The organism is Streptomyces sp. CB01881, assembly GCF_002953255.1.
In the GTDB taxonomy this organism is placed as follows: Bacteria; Actinomycetota; Actinomycetes; order Streptomycetales; family Streptomycetaceae; genus Kitasatospora.
Map to the genome: position 1 here is coordinate 6,725,979 of NZ_CP026498.1, position 21,141 is coordinate 6,747,119.

Below are 21,141 nucleotides of genomic sequence, written 5' to 3' on the forward strand. Positions count from 1 at the left end.
GTCATACGCACGACTGATGACGTAGCCTCTCGACCGTGCATAGGGTTCCCCACAGCTCGGTGAAGCCGCTGACGGCGCGCCTCGGCGCCGGACCGGCTGCGCCGAACCCACCTGCTGGGGAAGGTAACCGAATGGGCTCGCAAAACCCCCAGGACGCCCGGCTGCGGCTGGTCGGCCCGCGCCCCGGTGCGCCCGCACCCGCCGCCGCGCCGGTCCCGCCCGCCGTTCCGGCACCCGCCGCAGCACCCGCCGCCGGCCGCCCCGCGCCGGCCGGGGGCTTCGCCGACGCCCTGAACCTGGCGATCGAGGCCAGCGGCCTGAGCCTGGACCGGATCCGCGCCGCCCTCGCCCAACGCGGTGTCAGGGTCAGCGTCACCACCCTGAGTTACTGGCGCCGCGGCCGCAGCCAGCCCGAGCGGGCCAGCTCACTGCGCGCCGTCCACCTGCTGGAGGAGCTGCTCGGCCTGCCGCACTCCACCCTGTCCGCGCTGCTCGGCCCGCCCCGCCCGCGCGGCCGCTGGGCCGCCGCCGCCACCACCGCACACCTGCGGCTGGAGGACATCTGGCCGGGCGAGCAGAAGATCGCGGACGTCTTCGCCGAGCTGGACGCCCCGCCGGCCGGAGAGCTGGAGCGGCTCTCCATCCACGACTCGTACTACGTGGACGCCGAGCGGCGCGGCAACCTGCTGCGGATGCGCCAGGTCGTCCGCGCCACCGTCGGCGGGGTGGCCCGCTGCCTGGTCGTGCACATGGCCGACGAGGAGGCCTCCGGCTGCCCGGAGATCACCGCCGTCCGGCACGGCCGGCTGGGCCGGGTCCGCCGCCGCCCGGAGGCCGGGCTGGTGGTCGGCGAGATCATGCTGGACCGCCCGCTCGCGCTCGGTGACAGCACGGTCTTCGAGTACGAGGTGGAGATCCCGTCGGGCGGTGCCCCGACCATGGAGTACAGCCGCCGCTTCGCGGTCCCGGTCCGCGAGTACGTGCTCCAGGTGCACTTCGACCCGGCGGCCGTGCCCGCCCACTGCGAGCGCTACGACCGCGCCCCGGGCGCGGAGGTCGACCGCCGCCGGGAGCAGCTCTGGATCGGCGCCTCGGCCAGTGCCCACGTGCTCGCCCCCGACCAGCAGCCCGGCCTCGTCGGCATCCGCTGGGAGTGGGAGTAGGTCCCACCGCGCCCCGGCGCCCGTGCGTCGCCGGGCTCGCGGGCATTCTTGTCATGCTACCGACAGCATATCCCTAACCCCTTCATGGCCGCATATCGGTTGACGCTCTCATCGCCTAACTACTAACCTCAATAGCAACGGTTAGACCCTGGCGTCCGCGGACGTCCCAGCCACGGGAGTGATCAGGTATGTCCAGCACCATCACCAGCACCCTGCAGACCGGCCACGTGGGCCTGAACGTGACCGACCTGGACCGCTCGGTGGCCTTCTACCGGCGCGCCCTCGGCCTGGAGCTGGTCAACGAGGGCACCGACCCGGACCGCCGCTTCGCCTTCCTGGGCCGCGACGGCCGGCTGCTGATCACGCTCTGGCAGCAGAGCACCGGCACCTTCGCCGGCGCCGCGCCCGGCCTGCACCACCTCTCCTTCCAGGTCGACTCGCTGGACGAGGTCCGCGCCGCCGAGCAGGTGCTGCGCGAGCTGGGCGCCGAGTTCGCGTACGAGGGCGTCGTCCCGCACGGCGAGGGCTCGGCCTCCGGCGGGATCTTCTTCACCGACCCGGACGGCATCCGGCTGGAGGTCTACACCCCCAAGGGCGTGGACGAGACCGACGCCGCCGCCCCCACCAAGTCCGCCCCGACCTGCGGTTTCTTCTAGAGCCCGGCTCGACCGAGGCCGCTCACCCCGCCAGCACAGGAGGCACGCCATGACCGGCAGCACGCCGTACCACCCGGGCGAGCGCGCGGTGCAGGCCCGGGCCGGCCGCAGCGACCGGGCCGACCACTCGGGCCGCGCGATCGGCGGCACCATCCCGGCCGTCGCCGCCCGGTTCCTGGCCGAGCGGCGGATCCTGGTGGTGGGCGCCGCCGACGCCGACGGCAGGCTCTGGGCCACCCAGCTCACCGGCGAGCCCGGCTTCCTCCAAGCCTCCGACGAGCGGACCCTCGCGGTGGCGGCCCGCCCGGCCGGGGACGACCCGCTGGCCGCCGTCCTGGCCGGGCCGGCCGAGGTCGGCACCATCGCGCTGGACCCGGCCGGCCGACGCCGGATGCGGCTCAACGGCCGCTCCGCACCGGACGGCCGGGGCGGCCTGGTGGTCGCCGCCGACCAGGTGTACGCCAACTGCCCGAAGTACATCCAGCGCCGCAGCCCGCTGCTGCGGCCGGCCGCGGGCACCCCGCACGCGGTGGCCTCCGGGCCGGTCCTCTCCACCGCCCAGCAGCTGGCAGTGGCCACCGCCGACACCTTCTTCGTCGCCACGGCCGGCCCGGACGGAAGGGTCGACGCCTCGCACCGGGGCGGCAACCCCGGCTTCCTCCGGGTGCTCGGACCGGACCGGCTGAGCTGGCCCGAGTACGCCGGCAACAGCATGTTCATGACCCTCGGCAACCTGGAGCTCGACCCGCGCGCCGGGCTGCTGCTGCCGGACTACGAGACCGGAGGGGCGCTGCTGATCACCGGCGAGGCCCGGACCGACTGGTCCGAGCAGGCCGCAGCCGGCCTGCCGGGCGCCGAGCGGGTGGTCGACCTCACCGTCACCGGCGTCCTCGAACTGGCCGACGCCACTGCGCTGACCTGGACCGACCCCGAGTACTCGCCCGCCAACCCGCCCGCCGCCGCCTGACCCGGCGTCCGGCCCGGCGGCCTCGTGGACGCCTGACCACCCGCCAGGTCCGCACGCCACGACCATCTCCGCCGGGCCCGCGCCGCACCCGGGACGCCGAACGGCCGTCACCCCCCGGCCCGACCCGCCGCGCCGAACACGCGTCCGGTCCGGGACTCCGGCCCCGGCAACACGCGCTACCGGCCCGGGAAGTGGCTCCTCTCCTGACCCGCCCGCCCGCCGCGGCGGCGGCAGGTCACCGCGGCGGGCGTCCCGACATCCAGTGGAAGAGCCCCATCGCGACACTGGTCGCCAGGTTGAAGCTGGAGACCCCGGGCTGCATCGGCACCGCGACCAGCCGGTCGGCGCGCGCCTTCAGCTCGTCCGAGACCCCGTGGCGCTCGGTGCCGAAGGCGAGCAGCGCGTCGTCCGGGAAGGCCACCGTCCGCACGTCCGCCCCCTCCGGATCCAGGACGTAGAGCGGGCCGTCCGGCAGCTCCGGCAACGCCAGCCGCTCGACGGCGGTGGCGAAGTGCAGGCCGGCGCTGCCCCGGACCACGGTCGGGTGCCAGGGGTCCAGGTCGCCGGTGGTCACCACGCCGGTGGCCCCGAAGCCGGCCGCCAGCCGGATCACCGCGCCGACGTTGCCCAGGTTGCGCGGGTTCTCCAGCAGCACGACCGGCGCCGTCCGGGGCTGCCGGGCGAGCGCGGCCAGATTGGAGCCGGTGGTGGGCCGGGCGGCCAGCGCGATCACGCCGGTCGGGTGCAGCCGCGGCACCAGCGCCCGCAGCTCCGCCTCCGGCAGCTCGGCCGCCAGGCCGTCCAGGGCGGGCACCACGTCCGCGGCCAGCTCGGCGGCGAGCGCCAGCAACGCCGCCCGGTCGGCGGTCAGCACCTGCCGGACGTCCCCGCCGAAGCGCAACGCGTGCTTCAGCGCGTGGAAGCCGTCCAGCACCACCGTCCCGGGCGCCCCGGCGCCCTCCCGCCAGGCCCGCACCAGCTCGTCGTTCATGCCGCTCACTCTGCCACCCCGCCCCGGGGGCGGCCGCACGCCCCCGCCCGGACCGCCGCCTAACGCGCTGTCGGCTCCTGCTCGCGCTGCGCCGGCGTGGCGGTTCCGCCCCCGCGCAGCGCCCGTTCCAGGTCCTTCAGCGCCTGGAGCAGCAGCCAGGCGCTGGACCGCACGACGTCCCGCTGCACACTCGCCGGCGCCGCCGCGAGCCGCTCCTCCAGCCGGACGTGCGCCTCCCGTACCGCGTCGAACTCCACCGGCCGGTCGGTGAGCAGCGCGGCCGCCGCCAGCGCGGTGGCCAGCCGCAGCTCCTCCGCGAACTCGGCCGTCCCGGGCACCGGTTCGGCGTCGGCGGTCGGCAGGTGGGCCTCCAGCAGCACGGCGACCCGCCCGAGGTGGCCGACCGCGGCGCGGGCCCGGTCGAGCTGGCGGCGGCTCACCCCGGGCAGCCCGGAGGCGTGCCGGCCGGGTTCGGCGTCGGCCCGCTGCATCGCCTGGAGCAGCTCGGAGCGGGCCTCCCGGGAGTCCAGCAGTGCCGCACGGACCTCCCGGCCGCGCGGCGCCGCCGGGTGCTCGTAGACGGCGAGCACGGCGGCCGCGTAGCGCCCGGCGGCGGCCAGCCACTCGGCCAGCCGCTCGCCGAGCCGGGCGGTCTGCCAGGTCGGGAAGAGCGCGTAGACGAGCAGCGCGACCGACCCGCCGAGCAGCGTCAGCCCGACCCGCTCCACGGCGGTGACCAGCGGGTTCCCGGCCTGCAACCCGAGCAGGAAGACCACGTACGAGGAGACGCAGACCGTCATCAGCGCATAGCCGGTACGCAGCGTCAGGTAGGCGACGCCGATGCAGAGCACCGCGAGCACGGCCAGCACCCACTCCCCGGGGTGGGCGAGCTGCACCACCAGGGTGGAGACGGCGACGCCGACCATCGTCCCGGCCAGCCGGGCCACGCCCCGGCTGTAGGTCTGCGCGAAGTCGGGCCGCATCACCATGGCGGCGGTCATCGGCGCCCAGTAGCCGTGCTCGAAGCCGGCCAGCCGGGCCAGCAGGTAGGCGAGGGTGACCACCGCGGTGAGCCGGACGGCGTGCTGGAAGACGGCCGAGCGCGGCTGGAGCTGGCGGCTCAGCGCGCGGACGGCGACCGGCAGCATCCGGAAGAGCGGCGGCTTGCGCAGCGCCCCGCCGGTCCCGACCACGGGGGTGCTGATGGTGTCCTCGTCGCCGCGTTCCAGGGTGTCGGCGGCCTTGCGGAGCAGACCGGCCAGCCGTCGGGCGGCCCGGCGGGCGGCGCCCCGCAGCTCCGGGCCCTCGACCGGGACGGCCAGCGTGAGCGCGGGCGCCGAGCGCGGGAGTTGCAGCGGATCGCCGGTGCGGACCGCCTTGGCCAGGGCGTCCATCGCCTCGGCCGCGGCGGCCAGGACGGCCCGCGCCCGGTCGCGTTCGGGGCCCTCCCCGGGGGCGCCCACCTTGGGGTCGGCGAGCGCGGCGAGGGTGGGGCGGATCCGTTCGGCGACGCCGCGCAGGCCGCGCATCTCGGGCGGCCGGTGGCGGTCCTGCCAGGGGGTCAGCGCGGCCGCGTGCCGGGCCGTCATGAACGGCGCCGGGTCGACGTGCGCGGTCGGGTCCTGGCGCAGCCGGCGGGCGTAGTCGGCGAGTTCGGCGTAGGTGTCGGCGAGCGCCTCGCGCTGGACGGTCCAGCTGCCGATCGGCCAGAGCGTGATGACGGCCGCCTGGACGAGGCCGCCGAGCGCGCAGACCAGCCCGTGGCCGAACGCGGCGAGCGCGCTGACCGGCAGCTGGACCACGACCAGCATCACCGCCAGGGTGTTGGCCGCGACCACCCCGGCGGTCGGCCCGACCGCCCAGGCCAGGCCGGCGCCGAAGGCCCAGACGGCGAGCAGCGCGGGGAACGCCCCGGGCACCCCGGCGGCCAGGTAGCCGAGGAAGGTGCTGGTGCCGAGCCCGATCCCGGCCGCGACGGCGAGTGAGGCCCGGGGCCGGAAGCTGCGCTGGAAGGTGGCCGTCCCGGCGATGAAGGCGCCCATCGCGGCCGAGGTGGCGAGCCGCGGCCCGCCCAGCGCCAGGGTCGGGAAGAGCACCACGGCGACGGCGACGGCGCCGCGGGCCGCCCGTTTGGGGTCGGTGAGCGCCCGGTCGAGCGTCAGTCCGGTCCGCGCGGTGTCTCGGAGTGCGGCGAACCAGGACATAACGGTCAGCTTAGGGGAGGGGCTCCCGCGGGGACCGCAAGCCCCCGATCCGCGCGGCCACGCCCCCGGCCCGCGCCCCCGCGCCCGCTACCCGCGCGGCCACCCAGACCAGCGCCGCCGTCGGCAGGAAGACCGCGTCCGCCGCGACCATGGCCAGCGAGAACACCGGCAGCCCGAGCAGCACCGCGATCCCCAGGTGCTCGGCCATCATCACCACCAGCAGGATGTTCTTGACCCTCCGGCTGACCAGCGTGAACGGGAACGCGACCTGGAGGATCACCGTCCCGTACGAGATCAGGAAGACCGGCAGCAGGGCCGAGGCGACCAGCCCGGAGAGCCACGGCCAGGGCGTGAAGTAGTCCAGGTGCAGCGGGTAGTAGAGCGCGGTGCCGTCCTGCCAGCGCGAGCCCTGCACCTTGTACCAGCCGGCGGTGGCGTAGATCAGCACCACCTCGGCGGCGATCACCAGCATCGCGCAGTTGTGCACCATGGTCGCCAACGCGTCCAGCACCGCCCGCGGCTCGCCGTCCGGCCGCAGCCGGCCGAGCGCCCACCAGAGCCCGGCCAGCGCCCAGAGGCCCCAGAACACCGGCGACCAGCCGACGTACGGGAAGGTGTCGGCCGTCCAGGTCAGGCCGGCCCCGGCGAAGCCGCCGAGCTGGCAGACCAGCAGGACCGCGCCGAGCAGCGCCCAGAGCACCACCCCGGTCCGGCCGGGCGCACGGCGCCGGGCGTCCAGCGACCAGACCTCGGCGCAGCGGGTGAAGACCAGGTAGACCGCCATCAGGTGGACCACGTTGTCGCCGCCGTCGCCGAGGAAGACGTTGCGGTTCTGCAGCGACAGCACGGTGACCATGAACAGCACGCCGCTCGCCCTGGTCCGCCAGCCGAGCACCACCGCGACGGCGGCCAGCACCGCCAGGTGGTAGACCAGCTCGAACCAGAGCCTCCCGCCGAACCAGGGCAGCACCGTCAGCGCGCCGTTGTCGGCGAGCAGCCGCTCGGCCAGGTCGAGCGACCAGGGCGAGGTGTCGCCGTACAGCAGCCGGCGGTTGGGCCACTCGCGGAGCAGGTGGGCCAGCCAGACCAGGCCGAAGCCGATCCGCACCGCCGACGCCTGGTGGCGCCCGAGCACCCGGCCGGTGAACGCGCCGAAGGCACGCGCGCACAGCTCCCCCGCACCGGGGCCGGGCGCCCGCGCGGGCGCCGCCGGGGCGGGCGCGGGCTGCGGGGGGACCCCGGCCGGCAGCAGTTCGTCCGGCGCCGTCCCGTTCACCCGAGCCCCCGGTAGTCCTCGTCGTTGACCGGCCACCACGGCAGCTCCCGGACCTTCGGCGGGGGCGGCGCGGCCTCCCCGCTCCAGCCCGGCGGCGGCACGGTCGCGGCCGTCACCCGGAACTCGATCTCCATGATCCGCTCGCCGTCAAAGCCGCGGCCGAACCGCTGCAACGCGATCCGCTTGAGGTACTGCTCGGCGAGCTTGCCGCGCGGGTTGGTCAGGGAGTCGTCCTGTGCGCTGTGCGAGCCCTCGTAGAAGTCCCAGGCCCGGCGCAGCAGGTTCTGGTCGGCGTGGCTGGGCGCCGGGTTGCCGCGGATCGCGGCGATGTCCCGGGCGGTCAGCCCGACCCAGTCGTGGGTCCGGGTGGCGCCGCCGTCCACGACGGTACGGACCCTGGCGTCCAGGCTGACGTTCTGCTGGAGCGGGTTGGGCGCGAACAGCTTCCAGTTCTGCTCGAACTCCGGGTACACCACGCCGTCGACCTGCTCCCGGTACTCGCGGGAGACCGAGTTGGCCGGGGCGACGTGCAGGAAGACCGCCGCGAGGAAGAGCCCGGTGCCCGTGACCAGCACCGCGGCGGCCGTGACGAGCACGGCCAGCGCCGGCGTCGACCAGGCCCCGCCACCGGACGGGGCCTGCGCACCCTCGGCCATGCACCCTCCCCAGCCGTCGGCCGGGAGGTGTCCCCACCCGGACGGGCGCCGCCGGTCCCGTCCCGGGTCGGTCGCGCGCCCATCCTGCCCTACCCCGGGCGGGGGAGCCGCCGGGGACTACAGAACGTACGCGTCCTGGCCGCCGCCGCTCACCATCGGCCGGCCGGCGCCCTCCCAGGCGTACATGCCGCCGTCCACGTTGACCGCGTCCCGGCCGTTCTGCACCAGGTACTGGACGACCTGCGCGGAGCGCCCGCCGACCCGGCAGAGCACGTACAGCTTCTCGTCCGGCAGCTCGCCGATCCGCGCGACCAGCTGGCCCATCGGGATGTGCAGCGCGCCGTCCACGTGCCCGGCGTCCCATTCGTCCTGCTCGCGGACGTCCAGCAGAGCGGCGTCGGCGGGCACGGAGGCGGCGTCGGTGGTGGGGATCTGGGCGAACATCGTCTGGCTCTCCTGGGGCTCGGTCTCGGCACCGCCATTGTCCCCCACCGGCGGCCGCGCCCCGGCCGCGCCGAGCAGCCGCTCCAGCTCGGCCTGCTGGGCGGCGGCCTTGGCGAGCAGCTGCTCGGCCAGCTCCTCCAGCAGTCCGTCCGGGTCCTGCGGGGCGAGGGCGAGCAGCTGGCCCATCGCGGTGTTCTCCAGCCGCACCTGTTCGGTGGCGGTCGCGGTGATCTTGGCGTTGAGCCACTCCAGCCGCCGGCGCAGCCAGCCGAGCCGGTCCGGGGAGTCCGGCGCGGGCGCCGCCTCCGGGGCGGTGGACCACTCGGCGGCGAGGCCCTCCAGCGCGGCGCTGTCGCCGTACGCGTAGGCCTCGTTGACCCTGGCGAGGAACACGGCCCGGCGCTCCTGCTCGGCCGGGTCGGTGGTCAGGTCGGGGTGCGCGCGGCGGACGAGGTCGCGGTAGATCCGCTGGGCCTCCCGGCCGGGCCGCACCCGGGCCGGCGCGGCCGGCGGCGCCACCTCCTGCTCCTGCACGCTGTCGAACAGGGCGTCCAGGTCGGGGAGTTCGTCCACCCTCCGACGCGCTTCGGCAGCCTGCCGGAGGTCCTCCGGGTGCCCGGTCCGGGCGGCCACCGTCTCGGCGATCAGCGCGTCCAGCTCGTCCAGCCGGGCGTAGAGCGGGCCGAGCAGCTGGTGGTGGATCAGGGCGAAGTTGTCGATCTCGACCCGCAGCGTCTGCACGTCGACGTCCATGGTGAGCCAGGCGAGCTCGGAGGCGGCGACCCGCTCCTCCAGCTCCTGCTGCTCCGGGTCGGTCCAGCGGACGGGGATCTGCGCGGTCACTTCTCGCCTCTGTCTCGTCCTGGTCGTGCCGGTGGTCCGGCCCGTACGGGGCGTCCGGCCCGTACGGGCCGGCCCGCCCGCGGGCGACCGTCCCGGTACGGCGCACCCGCGCCCCGGGCGGCCCGGCCGCCCACCCTACCCCCGCGCGCGCTGCTCCGACCGGGTGGACGGGGAGTGCGGACCGGTGTCCGTGCGCCAGATCGTCGGCCCGTCGCGCCCGCTCGCGCCGTGCCGCGCAACTGATACTGATGAATCTCCCCGTTTCGCTATCGAGCCCGACCCTGTCCGTGCTTCGCTGGTATCCGCAACAGCGTGCCTTCCTCCAGAGAGACGGCCGCCTCCAGGCGTGGCGGCCAGGCGGGAGCAGACCGAATCCATGGTGGACGAGCCCAACTCCACACCGCTTCCGGCGGCCGCCGCCGAGCCCGCGGCCGCCCAGGGTGACCAGCCGTCAGGCGTGGTCACCCTGGTGCGGCTCGCCCTCGTGCTGGTCGACCGGTCCGGCCGGATCGCACAGTGGAGCCGCGCCGCCGAGGAGCTCTTCGGGCACCGCGCCGAGGCCGTCCGCGACCGCCCCGCCACCGGCCTGCTGCCCGCCGTCGAACCGCGCAGCCTCCCCGTCCCGGCCGCCACCGCCGCCCGCCGTCGCTGCGACGCGCTGGACACCCTGGCCGCGCTGACCGCCGACGGCCGTCCCTGGGCCGGGCAGATGCCGGTCGTCGACCGCGAGGAGCACCTGCGCGACGTGCTCTGGTGGGCCTACCCGCAGGCCGGTCCCGGCGGCGGCCTGCTGGCCCTGGCCGCCGACGCCCGCCCGCTGCGTACGGCCGGCCCGCGACTGGCCCTCGGCGAGCGCCTGCTGCCGTTCGCCGCCGCCCCCGCCGCCCGGGGCGGCTTCCACCGGCTCTCCGCCGCCCTCACCCCGCCCGGCCGCCCGCTGCCGGAACCGCTCGCCCGGCTGCTGCCGGCCGGCCCCGCCGGCCACCGGGAGCAGCTGCTCGACGGGCTGGTCCGGGCCGGACTGCCCGCCCTGCGGCTGGACCCGGCCACCGTGCTGCCCGTCCTGCCCGCCGACCCGCCGACCGGCACCGCACACGCGGCCGCAGGGATCGACCGCCGCTACCCGACCGCCCAGCAGCGCGCCGCCCGGCTGGGACCGCCGCCGCAGCCCGAGCAGACCGCGCCCGGCCGGCGCCCGCCCGGCCCGCTGCCGGCCCAGCGCGAGACCGCCGACCGGCCCGCCGGGCCCGCCGGCGCCGTGAGCGGCACGCCCGCGGCAGCCCCGTCCGTCCCGGCCCCGCCCAGAGGAGGCGCCACCATCGAGCAGGCCGCCGTCGAGTCGTCCGCCAACGGCCACCAGGCCCGTCGGGGCGACCAGGCCCCACCCCCGACCGTCCCCTCCCCCGCCGGAGCGGACGGCGGTGCCCCGCCCGCCGGGCGGCTCGGCCCGTTCCTCACCAACGGCCAGGCCGGCGAGCAGCTGGCGCTGCTGAACGAGGTCGGCGGCAAGGTCGGCACCACGCTGGACCTCGGCTTCACCGCACGCGAGCTCTGCCAGGTGCTCGTCCCCCGGGTCGCCGACTTCGCCTGCGTCGACCTGGTGGACGGCCTGATCTCCGACTCCGAGCTGCCCGAGGCCCGGCCGGACGACGACACGATGCTGCGCCGGGTCGCCCTGGTCTTCAACGAGTCCGCCGGCCAGTGGGACCACGTCCTCGCCGAGGGCTCCCTGGTCGCCATGCCGCGCCGCACCCCGCCCGGCATGGCCCTCCAACTGAACCAGCCCGTCCTGGTCCCGGTGGTCAGCCAGGACGTCGCGGTGGACTACGCCGCCGCCCTGGGCGGCCCGCGGCTCGCCTCGGTGGTCACCGGGCGCTCGATGCTGGTGGTGCCGCTCTCCGCCCGGGGCACCGTGCTCGGCATCCTCAAGCTGCTCCGGCTGCCCGACCGGGCCCCCTTCGACGAGGGCGACGCCGCCACCCTCAAGGAGCTGGCCGCCCGCGCCGCGCTGTCGCTGGACAACGCCAGGCTGCACCGCGCCGAGTCCAAGGTCGCCACCACCCTGCAGCGCTCGATGATCCCGACCCGGCCGCCGCAGATCCCCGGCGTGCAGATCGCCCACCGCTACCTGCCGGGCGACTCCAAGGCCGAGGTCGGCGGCGACTGGTTCGACGCGATCCAGCTGCCCGGCAGCCGGGTCGCCCTGGTGGTCGGCGACGTGATGGGCCACGGCCTGCACTCGGCCGCGGCGATGGGCCGCTTCCGCACCGCGATGCAGACCCTGGCCGCCCTCGACCTGCCGCCCGGCCAGCTGCTGCGGCACCTGGACAACCTGGCCCACAAGCTCGGCGACGACCACCTCGCCACCTGCCTGTACGCGGTCTACGACCCGATCAACCGGACGTGCGAGCTGGCCAGCGCCGGCCACGTGCCCCCGGTCCTGGTGCACCCGGACGGCAGCGGCGAGCTGCTGGAGATCCCGGCCGGCGCGCCGATCGGCGTCGGCGGGGTGCCGTTCGTCGCCAAGACCATCGAGGTCACGGACGGCTCGATGCTGGTGCTCTGCACCGACGGCCTGGTCGAGGTCCGGGGCGGCGACATAGGAGCAGGGCTGGCCGCGCTCTGCGGCAACCTGATCGACCCCCGGCAGAGCCCCGAGCAGGCCTGCGACGTGGTGCTGGAGCGGCTGCACTCGGACGACCGCAAGGACGACGTCGCCCTGCTGGTGGCCCGCTTCGACGGCGTCGCGCCGACCGAGGTGGCCACCTGGGACCTCACCGTCGACCACCGCGAGGTCCGCCGGGCCCGCGCGCTGGTCCGCGAGCAGCTGGCCGGCTGGCACCTGGACGCCCTCGCCGACACCACCGAGCTGCTGGTCAGCGAGCTGGTGACGAACGCCGTCCGGGTGGCCAGGGACCGCGTCCAGCTCCAGCTGATCCGGGTGGACAAGCTGCTGGTCGAGGTCAGCGACGACAACCACAACCTGCCGTCCCTGGAGCCGGCCGAGCAGCTGGGCGAGACCGGCCGCGGCCTGACCCTGGTCACCAAGCTCGCCGAGCGCTGGGGCACCGCCCGCAAGGCGGTCGGCAAGGTGGTCTGGTTCGAGCTGCCGCTGCCGCCCGCCTGAACCCGGCCCGGCGGTCCGGGCGGGCGCGTCACGGAATGGCCGCGCCCGCCGGCGTCCGGCGCCGGGCCTCCGCCGCCACCTCGATCGAGGCCGCCGTGGCCACCGAGGTCGCCGCCCCCACCCCGGCCAGCACCCGCGGCCAGAAGTCCCCGAAGACCTCCACCGAGACGGCGATCAGCAGCGCGGTGATCACCGCGACGACGTGCTCCAGACCCGCGAGGTTCGGCAGCAGGACCGCCTCGCCGATCATCAGCGCCACCACCAGCCCGGCCGTGAACCAGGCCCGGCAGCGGAACGCGATGCAGATCGCCAGCGCCACCACGGCCGCCGAGGGGCCGGTGTCGCGGACGTAGGCCACCCACTTCGGGAAGCCGAACAGGTGGTGCGGCCCGATCGCCACCCCCACCCGGGCGAACAGCGTCCCGGCCAGGGTGCAGGTGTAGGCCACCACCAGGGTCAGCCGCCGCCCGAGCACGATCTCGGCGATGCCGAACACCACGAGGACCTGGGCCAGCGCCCCCCAGACCGGCAGGTCCAGCGCAGGAACGTACAGCGACAGCGGCGTGCGCAGCAGCGAGACCTCCAGCGGCAGGGCCGCCTTCACCACGCCGATGTGGGTGACGAACCGCTCGCCGCCCGGCAGGTGCTGCACGATACTGAACAGCAGGATCAGGGCGGTCGCCGTGACGGCGAGCGGAACGGCGGCGAGTTTCCTCGCCCGCAACCGCTCGCGCACCATCCCGAACAACGTTCCCCACTCGGCGACAGCGGCCGCACCGGCAATAGCCAGCGGCCCCTTTCGCACGCCCCCCGCGTGGGTCCTGTGAATCACGACCGTCTCTCCAAATCCCCGAAGCCATCCCCGAAGCCGGAACGCCTTCCCCGACTACTCCAACATTAGAAGCCGGTTAATGAATCCACATCGGCATAAATGTTGATCGCCGTCATCCTCTGGGGGGAGACAAAGCCCTGAAACACCCCCATCCGGACGACCAGCCCCCTCCGCCCCCCGGCGGAGGGACTACCCCTTCCCGTCCCGCGCCGCCACCGGCACCCGGGGAGCGGCGACCGCGGCTCCGGAGTGTCGACGACGGAACAGGGCGGGCAGGCTCGGCGCGGTGATGAAGCCCTCCGCGCGCGCGCTGGCGATGCCGATCCGCGGAATCTCGCTGCTCTTCTCGAAGAGCAGGTAGCGCGGCTCCCAGATCGGCCGGTACTTGGCGTTGGCCCGGTACAGCGATTCGATCTGCCACCAGCGGGAGAAGAAGCCCAGCACCGAGCGCCAGAGCCGGAGCACCGGCCCCGCGCCGAGTTTCGAACCACGCTCGAAAACGGAGCGGAACATCGCGAAGTTCAGCGACACCCGGGCCAGGCCGACCTCCTCCGCCCGCTGGAGGAGTTCGATCACCATGAACTCCATCAGCCCGTTCTCGGTGTCCCGGGCCCGGCGCATGAGGTCCAGCGAGAGCCCGTCCGCGCCCCACGGCACGAAGCTGAGCAGCGCCTTCAGCTCGCCGTCCCCGTCGTGGCACTCCAGCATCACGCAGCGCCCGTCGCCCGGGTCGCCGAGCCGGCCCAGCGCCATCGAGAAGCCGCGCTCGGTCGCCCCGTCGCGCCACTGGTCGGCCTTGGCCACCAGCTCGGCCATCTCCGACTCCGGGATGGCCTCGTGCCGGCGGATCCGCACGGTGTACCCGGCCCGCTTGACCCGGTTGTACGCCTGGCGGACCACCCGCATCGCCCGGCCGTCCAGCGAGAACTCGTCCAGCTCGACGATCGCCTCGTCGCCCAGCTCCAGCGCGTCCATCCCGTGCCGGGCGTAGATCACCCCGGCCTCCTCGGAGGCGCCCATCACGGCCGGCGCCCAGGCGTGCTCGCGGGCCTCGGAGAGCCAGGCGTCGATCGCGCCCGGCCAGGCCTCCGGGTCCCCGATCGGGTCACCCGAGGCCAGCGAGACACCGCCGACCACCCGGTAGGTCACCGCCGCCTTGCCGCTGGGGGAGAAGACCACGGCCTTGTCCCGGCGCAGCGCGAAGTAGCCGAGCGAGTCCCGCTCGCCCTGCTTGTCGAGCAGCCCGCGCAGCCTCTCCTCGTCCTCGGCGGTCAGCAGCTCCTTGTCCTTCGGGCTGCGGAACGCCACGTAGAGCACCAGCAGGAAGAGCACCGCGCCCATCGTGTTGATGACGGCGTTCACCCAGGTCGGCGCGTCGATCACCGAGCGCAGATGCTGGGACGGCGTGATGGTGATCATCCGGCCGACCGAGTAGCGGAAGTAGTCCCAGAACCGGGCGCCGGTGAGGTCGTTGTTCAGCCAGACCAGCAGCGAGCCGACCAGGCCGCCGAAGGCCAGGCCGCCGACGAAGGTGGCGGCCGCGGTCTTCGGGTTGGAGCTGTCGCCCTTGGAGGTGAACTCCTTCCGCCCGATCAGCAGTGCCAGCACGAACAGGCAGGTCAGCACGGTGGAGACGTAGTTCAGCACGTGGTGGTTGAACCGCTCGCCGGGCAGCACCATGGCGATCAGGTAGAGCACCGCGAAGAGCCCGGCCAGCGCCATGTTGAAGATCCACGCGGCCCGCTTGCGCCGCCGCATCGCGATCGCCAGGAACACCGACAGCACCGCGCTGCTCAGGCCGGCGGTCAGCAGGTACGGGGTGAAGTAATCGCCCTCGTTGTGTTCGGTCACCTGGTTCCGGAACGGCGCCAGCAACACCGTCACCAGGTTCAGCAGGGCGAGCAGCCGCAGGTACCAGACGGTGGCCGCGGCGGCCCGCGGCCGCCAGCGCTCGCTCAGCGCGGCGGATCCGGGCTCGGCGGACGGCTCCGGCTTCACAGTGGACGACACAGCTCAATTCCAAACGATCAGGTGGTGGGGCGCATCCGCACACGGCCCGGCGCCGGGCGCCCGCACAGGCCCGGCGGACTGGGCAGCGGCCCGACACCGCGGCCGAAGAACCGCAAAGGGGCAGCCAACTCCATGGTTCCCCACCCAGAGTGAGAATTGCGTGAACCAGGTAGCCGATTCCGACCCCCGCCGAACGGCGGGGGTCCCGGCCGTGCGCGTTTCGGCACCCCGGGCCGTCACGCCCTAGTCTCGAAACAGCTCAGCGAGACTGCATCGAGCGGACCGGCCCGCCCGGCCGCCCGAACCGAGGAGGGACCATCACCACCACCCGCGTGCTGATCGTGGACGACGAGATCCTGGTCCGCTCCGGCCTCGGCCTCATCGTCGGTTCCGCCCCCGACCTGGACGTGGTCGGCGACTGCTCCGGCGGCCAGGCCGAGCAGTGCGTCCAGCGCCTGCGCCCGCACGTGGTGCTGCTCGACATCCGGATGCCCGACCTGGACGGCATCTCCGTGCTGCGCCGGCTGCGCGCCCTTCCCGACCCGCCGGCGGTGGCGATGCTCACCACCTTCGACACCGACGAGTACATCGGCACCGCGCTGCGCGCCGGCGCGTCCGGCTTCCTGCTCAAGGACACCGCCCCGGAGCAGCTGGTGCACGCCGTCCGGGTGCTCGCGGCCGGCGGCAACATCCTCTCCCCGACCGTCACCCGCACCGTGATCGGCGGTTACGTGGACGGCGGCGGCCCGGACGCCGAGGCCGCCACGCTGGCCCGCACCCTCACCGGCCGCGAACTCGACGTGCTGGCGCTGCTCGGCGAGGGCCTGTCCAACGCCGAGATCGCCGACCGCCTCTTCCTCGGCACCGGCACCGTCAAGGACCACATCAGCGCGATCCTCGGCAAGCTCGGCGCCGCCAACCGGGTGCAGGCCGCCGTCATCGCCCACCGGGCCGGTCTGGTCCGGCCGAAGCCCGGCGACAGGGCATGAGCACCGAACCACTCCCCGCCAGACGCTGGCCGGCCTGGCTCACCGCACCGTGGCTGATGCTGCTCCTGCCGGCCCTCTACTCCCTGGTGGACGCCGCGCTGGTGGCCCGGGACGCACCCTGGTGGCAGGTGCTGCTCTCGGTGCTCGCCGCCGTCGTCCTGCTCTGGCGCCGCCGCTTCCCGGTCACCGTGCTGCTGCTGACCATGCCCGGCAGCTACGTCGACGACATCTGGCTCGCCCCGATAACCGCCGTCTACACCGTGGCCGCCGAGCGCCCCGCCCCGCGCGTGGTGGTGCCCTGCGCGACCCTCTTCGCCCTGGTCGAGTTCTTCCACTGGCCGCTCTCCGAGCAGAACTTCACGCTCGGCCGGGAGACCGCGCTGTACGCCATCCAGTCCGTGATGCTGGCGGCCGGCCCGGCCGCCACCGGACTGCTCTCCCGGACCAGGCGGGAGCTGGCGGCCCGGCTGGACGAACTGACCCGTGGCCAGGAGCGGGAGAGCCGGCTGCTCGCCGAGCGGGTGCTGGTCAGCGAGCGCGGCCGGCTCGCCCGGGAGATGCACGACGTGGTCTCGCACCAGGTCAGCCTGATCAGCATCCAGGCCGGTGCGCTCCAGGTCAGCACCACCGACCCGGCCGCCGTGGCCACCGCCCGGACGATCCGGGAACTCTCCGTGCGTACCCTCGACGAGCTGCGGCAGATGGTCGGGGTGCTGCGGACCGCCTCCCCGCGCCCGGACGCCCCGCTGGCCCCGCAGCCCCGGCTGGCCGACCTGCCCCGGCTGATCGAGGAGAGCGGCCTGGCCGCCGAGGCCGAGCTGTCCCCCGGTGACCGGCCGTGGCCGGAGGCGGTCGAACGGGCCGCCTACCGCACCGTCCAGGAGGCACTCACCAACATCACCAAGTACGCCCCGGAAGCCGCCGTGCACGTGAAGGTCCGGTCCCGGGGCCGCCGGCTGCGGGTCGAGGTCCGCAACGACGCCCCGCCGGGCCGGCCCGCCGAGATCCTGCCGGGCGGCGGCCACGGCCTGGTCGGCCTGCGCGAGCGCGCCCAGCTGCTCGGCGGCACCCTGACGGCCGGGCCGACCACCGACGGCGGCTTCGAGGTCCGCGCCGATCTCCCCGCCAGCCGGGGCTGAGGCTCCCGGCGCAGACCGCCGGCCCCGGGAACCCCCGGGGCCGGCGCACGAGCCCCGGATCCCCGCGGGCCCGGCCGGAGAACGAGAAAGCCCCGCAGATCCGAAGATCTGCGGGGCTTCACTGTGCGCGAGGGGGGAGTTGAACCCCCACGCCCTTTCGGGCACTGGAACCTGAATCCAGCGCGTCTGCCTATTCCGCCACCCGCGCATGGGTGTTTGTCGTGGTTGCCAGCCGATCAGCCGACCCGCTCGGTACCATGTGGCCTTCGCGGTTCTTCGATCCGGCTCCCTTGCGGGCGCCCCTTCCGACGTGGAAAACAGTAGCACGACCTGCGGGTCACCTCCGAATCCGTTTCCGGGGGAGGCCGAGCGCATCCGAACGGATGCCCGGCGAACAGGCGAGCGAGGGATGCCAGCCCCCTCCGGCGGGTAGCCCTGGCATGTTGTCGCCGGGATGCGTCACCCTGTGTGTCCGAGCCCACCCCCGGTCACCACACGGTCGGGGAACCGTACGGATGGCCCCGGCGTGGATACGATCAGTACGGAAGTACCGCAAGTAGGCGCGACCGGGCTCTCCCCGGATTCCGGTCGGCAGGCAGGCGAACGAACCCTGGAAGGGGGTGCCCCATGGGAGTGCTGAAGAAGTTCGAGCAGCGACTTGAGGGTCTCGTCAACGGCACCTTCGCCAAGGTGTTCAAGTCCGAGGTCCAGCCCGTGGAGATCGCCGGTGCGCTGCAGCGCGAGTGCGACAACAACGCGAGCATCTGGAACCGCGACCGCACCGTCGTGCCCAACGACTTCATCGTCGAGCTGAGCCCGCACGACTTCGAGCGCCTGAGCCCCTACTCCGGCCAGCTGGGCAGCGAGCTCGCCGGCATGGTCCGCGAGTACGCGGAGGCCCAGCGGTACACCTTCATGGGCACGCTCCAGGTGAACCTGGAGAAGGCCGACGACCTGGACACCGGCCTGTACCGGGTGCGCAGCCGCACCCTGGCCGCCGAGGAGCCGCAGCAGCAGGCCCCGGCGCAGCCGACCCAGGGCGGCGGCTACGGCCGCCCGCCGGCCGCCCCGGCCCCCGGCGCGCCCTGGCAGCAGCAGGGCGCCGCCCCCTACGCCGCGCCCCCGCCCCCGGCCGCGCCCCCCGCCATGCCCCCGGGCCCGCCCGCCCCCGCCGGCGGCAACGTCCGCCCGTTCCCGGGCGCCGGCCACGGCACCTCGGTCCGCCGCTGGATCGAGGTGAACGGCACCCGCCACCAGATCACCGGGAACGCCTGCGTGCTCGGCCGCTCCACCGAGGCCGACGTGCGGATCGACGACCCGGGGGTCTCCCGCAAGCACGCCGAGATCCGGCCCGGAACGCCCTCGATGGTGCTAGACCTGGGGTCCACGAACGGCATCGTGGTGGACGGACAGCACACCCAGCGCGCTACGCTCCGCGACGGCTCTCGAATCGTCGTGGGCTCCACCACCATCGTCTACCGACAGGTCGAAGGGTAGTGTCCGATTTGTTCGCGCGCTTCGCTCACTCACGGGCGGGCCGGCCATGTCAGAACTGACCCTCACGGTCATGCGGCTGGGCTTCCTCGCCGTACTGTGGCTGTTCGTCATCGTCGCGGTCCAGGTGATCCGCAGTGACCTGTTCGGGACCAGGGTGAACCCCCGGTCCTCCCGCCGCGGCGGTGCCGCCACGGCGGCCGCTGCGCCGGCCCCCGCACCCGGGCGCGCCCCGCAGGGCCCGTCCGGTGCCCCCGCGGCGCAGCAGACCCAGGGCGGCGGGCGCCGCCGTGGCGCCCCGACCCAGCTGGTCGTGGTGGCGGGATCGCTGGCCGGAACCACCGTCGCGCTGCAGGGCCAGACCATCACTCTGGGCCGCGCGCACGACTCCACCATCGTGCTGGACGACGACTACGCGTCCTCCCGGCATGCCAGGATCTATCCGGATCAGACTGGGCAGTGGACGGTCGAGGATCTAGGCTCCACCAACGGCACCTATCTGGACCGGCAGCGCCTCACGGCGCCGACGCCGCTCCAGCCTGGCATGCCGATCCGTATCGGCAGGACCGTCATCGAACTGCGGAAGTAGTAGCGCATGAGGGACAGCATCCCGTCCATGACCCAGAGGGGGGCTCAGGTCGCATGACCCTGGTGCTGCGCTTCGCCGCCGGCTCCCACAAGGGGCTGATCCGGGAGGGGAACGAGGATTCCGGCTATGCCGGGCCGCGGCTGCTGGCCGTGGCCGACGGCATGGGCGGCGCCGCGGCCGGCGAGGTCGCTTCCTCCGAGGTGCTCGGCTCGATCGTCCGCCTGGACGAGGACGTGCCCGGCGCCGACCTGCTGACCCTGCTCGGCGACGCCGTCCAGGGCGCCAACGACCGCCTCCGGCAGATGGTCGAGGAGGACCCGCAGCTGGAGGGCATGGGCTGCACCCTCACCGCGATGCTCTGGACCGGGCAGCGGATGGGCCTGGTGCACGTCGGCGACTCCCGCGCCTACCTGCTGCGGGACGGTTCGCTGGTGCAGATCACCCAGGACCACACCTGGGTGCAGCGGCTGGTCGACGAGGGGCGGATCACGCCCGAGGAGGCCGAGACGCACCCGCAGCGCTCGCTGCTGATGCGCGCGCTGGACGGCCGCGGCCAGGTCGAGCCCGACCTGTCGATCCGCGAGGTCCGGGCCGGCGACCGCTACCTGATCTGCTCCGACGGCCTCTCCGGCCCGGTGAGCCACCAGACCCTCCAGGACACCCTCGGGAGCTTCTACTCCCCCGAGCAGACCGTGCAAGAGCTGATCCAGCTCGCGCTGCGCGGCGGTGGCCCGGACAACATCACCTGCATCGTGGCGGACGTCATCGACGTCGGCGTCACGGACACCCTGAGCGGCCAGTTCAACGACGTCCCCGTGGTGGTCGGCGCGGTCGCCGAGACCCCGCCGTCCTCGGCCGCCGCCGACCGGTCGATCCGGGACACCCCGGCCGGCCGGGCGGCCGGCCTCGGGCGCTCCCCGCAGGGTGCCTTCGGCCCCGCCGAGGGCTACGACGGCTACGGCGCGGCCCCGGCCGGCTTCGGCCCGGCCGAGGGCTACGGCGCGGGCGAGCCCCCGGTCTACGGCACCGAGGAGTTCGACGACGAGGAGCGGCCGAAGCGCAAGGGCAAGGCGCTCAAGCTCTCGGTGGTCGCCCTGGTCACCCTGGGCCTGCTCGGCGGCGCCGGGTTCTTCGGCTACCAGTGGACCCAGGACCAGTACTACGTCGGTGTGGACGGCGACCACGTCGCGGTCTACCAGGGCCTCAACCAGAGCCTGGCCGGCCTCAGCCTGTCCTCGGTGCACACGTCGTACAAGGACGTCGAACTCAAGTACCTGCCGCAGGACCAGCGCACCCACGTCACCAACACCATCTCGGCCAGCAGCCTCGGCGACGCCGACGACAAGGCGAAGAAGCTCGGCGAGCAGGCCGCGTTCTGCCACAAGGTCGCCGACATCCGGGCCGGCACGGCCAACCAGGCCCCCGGCGCCACGACCACCGGGCAGCCGGGCGCCACGCCCGCCGCGGCGGTGTCGCACGTCGGGTTCGTGACCGCCACCTCACCCAGCCCGTCCGCCACCGTCCGGGGACCGGCGGCCGCGCCCAGCGCGACCTCCACCCCCACCCCGACACCGACCCCGAGCACGGCTGCCCCCAGCCAGAGCGCCGCCGCTCCGGCCACCGGGCCGCAGAGCGACCTGCCCGGTCTCAGCGACGAGGAGCGGCAGAGGGCCGACTCCTGCCCGAAGCCGTGACGGCCGCGACCCGACATAGGCCCGCCCGGAGCGGGCCTGCCGGCCGTCAGGGAGCGGCCACCAAGTG

Annotated in this window: 16 protein-coding genes and 1 tRNA gene; 9 read left to right on the plus strand and 8 right to left on the minus strand. The window is 74.6% G+C overall.

Features of this window, described 5'->3' with window-relative positions; all coding sequences use genetic code 11:
* The first annotated feature begins 131 nt into the window (after window positions 1-131).
* The 3 genes from C2142_RS19170 (at window position 132) to C2142_RS19180 (ending at window position 2,786) form a co-directional block, all read left to right on the plus strand.
* Complete coding sequence (locus C2142_RS19170; protein ID WP_194235792.1) at window positions 132-1,163, plus strand: hypothetical protein; 1,032 nt, start codon at window positions 132-134, stop codon at window positions 1,161-1,163.
* 188 nt (window positions 1,164-1,351) lie between these two features.
* The gene (locus C2142_RS19175; RefSeq protein ID WP_148643795.1) at window positions 1,352-1,819 is read left to right on the plus strand and encodes a VOC family protein; all 468 of its coding nucleotides are present in this window, start codon (window positions 1,352-1,354) and stop codon (window positions 1,817-1,819) included.
* Window positions 1,820-1,868: 49 nt separating this feature from the next.
* Complete coding sequence (locus tag C2142_RS19180; protein WP_148643796.1) at window positions 1,869-2,786, plus strand: pyridoxamine 5'-phosphate oxidase family protein; 918 nt, start codon at window positions 1,869-1,871, stop codon at window positions 2,784-2,786.
* Window positions 2,787-3,021: 235 nt separating this feature from the next.
* Here C2142_RS19180 and C2142_RS19185 read toward each other — a convergent pair whose 3' ends face one another.
* The 5 genes from C2142_RS19185 to C2142_RS19205 form a co-directional block, all read right to left on the minus strand.
* Complete coding sequence (locus C2142_RS19185) at window positions 3,022-3,777, minus strand: RNA methyltransferase (protein ID WP_148643797.1); 756 nt, start codon at window positions 3,775-3,777, stop codon at window positions 3,022-3,024.
* A gap of 59 nt (window positions 3,778-3,836) precedes the next feature.
* The gene (locus C2142_RS19190; protein ID WP_148643798.1) at window positions 3,837-5,981 is read right to left on the minus strand and encodes an FUSC family protein; all 2,145 of its coding nucleotides are present in this window, start codon (window positions 5,979-5,981) and stop codon (window positions 3,837-3,839) included.
* 10 nt (window positions 5,982-5,991) lie between these two features.
* Window positions 5,992-7,152, minus strand: a complete 1,161-nt coding sequence (locus C2142_RS19195; RefSeq protein WP_241003221.1) for an HTTM domain-containing protein — start codon at window positions 7,150-7,152, stop codon at window positions 5,992-5,994.
* A gap of 101 nt (window positions 7,153-7,253) precedes the next feature.
* Complete coding sequence (locus C2142_RS19200; protein ID WP_148643800.1) at window positions 7,254-7,913, minus strand: DUF5819 family protein; 660 nt, start codon at window positions 7,911-7,913, stop codon at window positions 7,254-7,256.
* 117 nt (window positions 7,914-8,030) lie between these two features.
* Window positions 8,031-9,200 carry a rhodanese-like domain-containing protein gene (locus C2142_RS19205; protein ID WP_148643801.1) on the minus strand — a complete coding sequence of 390 codons (1,170 nt, stop codon included), beginning with the start codon at window positions 9,198-9,200 and terminating at the stop codon, window positions 8,031-8,033.
* 376 nt (window positions 9,201-9,576) lie between these two features.
* On the opposite strand from C2142_RS19205, the gene C2142_RS41625 reads away from it, so the two are divergent.
* Window positions 9,577-12,327, plus strand: coding sequence for a SpoIIE family protein phosphatase (locus C2142_RS41625; RefSeq protein ID WP_148643802.1), 2,751 nt, complete (start codon window positions 9,577-9,579; stop codon window positions 12,325-12,327).
* A gap of 28 nt (window positions 12,328-12,355) precedes the next feature.
* Here the strand turns inward: C2142_RS41625 and C2142_RS19215 are convergent, their stop codons facing one another.
* The gene (locus tag C2142_RS19215) at window positions 12,356-13,066 is read right to left on the minus strand and encodes a hypothetical protein (RefSeq protein ID WP_153882798.1); all 711 of its coding nucleotides are present in this window, start codon (window positions 13,064-13,066) and stop codon (window positions 12,356-12,358) included.
* Between the two features lie 282 nt (window positions 13,067-13,348).
* Window positions 13,349-15,118 carry a phosphatidylglycerol lysyltransferase domain-containing protein gene (locus C2142_RS19220; RefSeq protein WP_241003223.1) on the minus strand — a complete coding sequence of 590 codons (1,770 nt, stop codon included), beginning with the start codon at window positions 15,116-15,118 and terminating at the stop codon, window positions 13,349-13,351.
* 389 nt (window positions 15,119-15,507) lie between these two features.
* Between C2142_RS19220 and C2142_RS19225 the strand changes: the two genes are divergently transcribed.
* Complete coding sequence (locus C2142_RS19225; protein WP_241003224.1) at window positions 15,508-16,158, plus strand: response regulator transcription factor; 651 nt, start codon at window positions 15,508-15,510, stop codon at window positions 16,156-16,158.
* Entirely contained in the window at window positions 16,155-17,297 is a 1,143-nt protein-coding gene (locus tag C2142_RS19230; protein WP_241002661.1) for a histidine kinase, read from the plus strand. The genes C2142_RS19225 and C2142_RS19230 overlap by 4 nt, the downstream gene beginning before the upstream one ends.
* 124 nt (window positions 17,298-17,421) lie before the next feature.
* Here C2142_RS19230 and C2142_RS19235 read toward each other — a convergent pair.
* A tRNA-Leu gene (locus C2142_RS19235) sits at window positions 17,422-17,505 on the minus strand.
* Window positions 17,506-17,924: 419 nt separating this feature from the next.
* Here C2142_RS19235 and C2142_RS19240 point away from each other — a divergent pair.
* The 3 genes from C2142_RS19240 to C2142_RS19250 are packed head-to-tail and all read left to right on the plus strand — an operon-like array spanning window position 17,925 to window position 21,074.
* Complete coding sequence (locus tag C2142_RS19240; RefSeq protein WP_148643804.1) at window positions 17,925-18,794, plus strand: DUF3662 and FHA domain-containing protein; 870 nt, start codon at window positions 17,925-17,927, stop codon at window positions 18,792-18,794.
* Window positions 18,795-18,840: 46 nt separating this feature from the next.
* Window positions 18,841-19,380 carry an FHA domain-containing protein gene (locus tag C2142_RS19245; protein WP_148643805.1) on the plus strand — a complete coding sequence of 180 codons (540 nt, stop codon included), beginning with the start codon at window positions 18,841-18,843 and terminating at the stop codon, window positions 19,378-19,380.
* 53 nt (window positions 19,381-19,433) lie between these two features.
* On the plus strand, window positions 19,434-21,074 hold the full coding sequence (locus C2142_RS19250) for a protein phosphatase 2C domain-containing protein (protein WP_148643806.1): 1,641 nt from the start codon (window positions 19,434-19,436) through the stop codon (window positions 21,072-21,074).
* The last annotated feature ends 67 nt before the right edge of the window (window positions 21,075-21,141 follow it).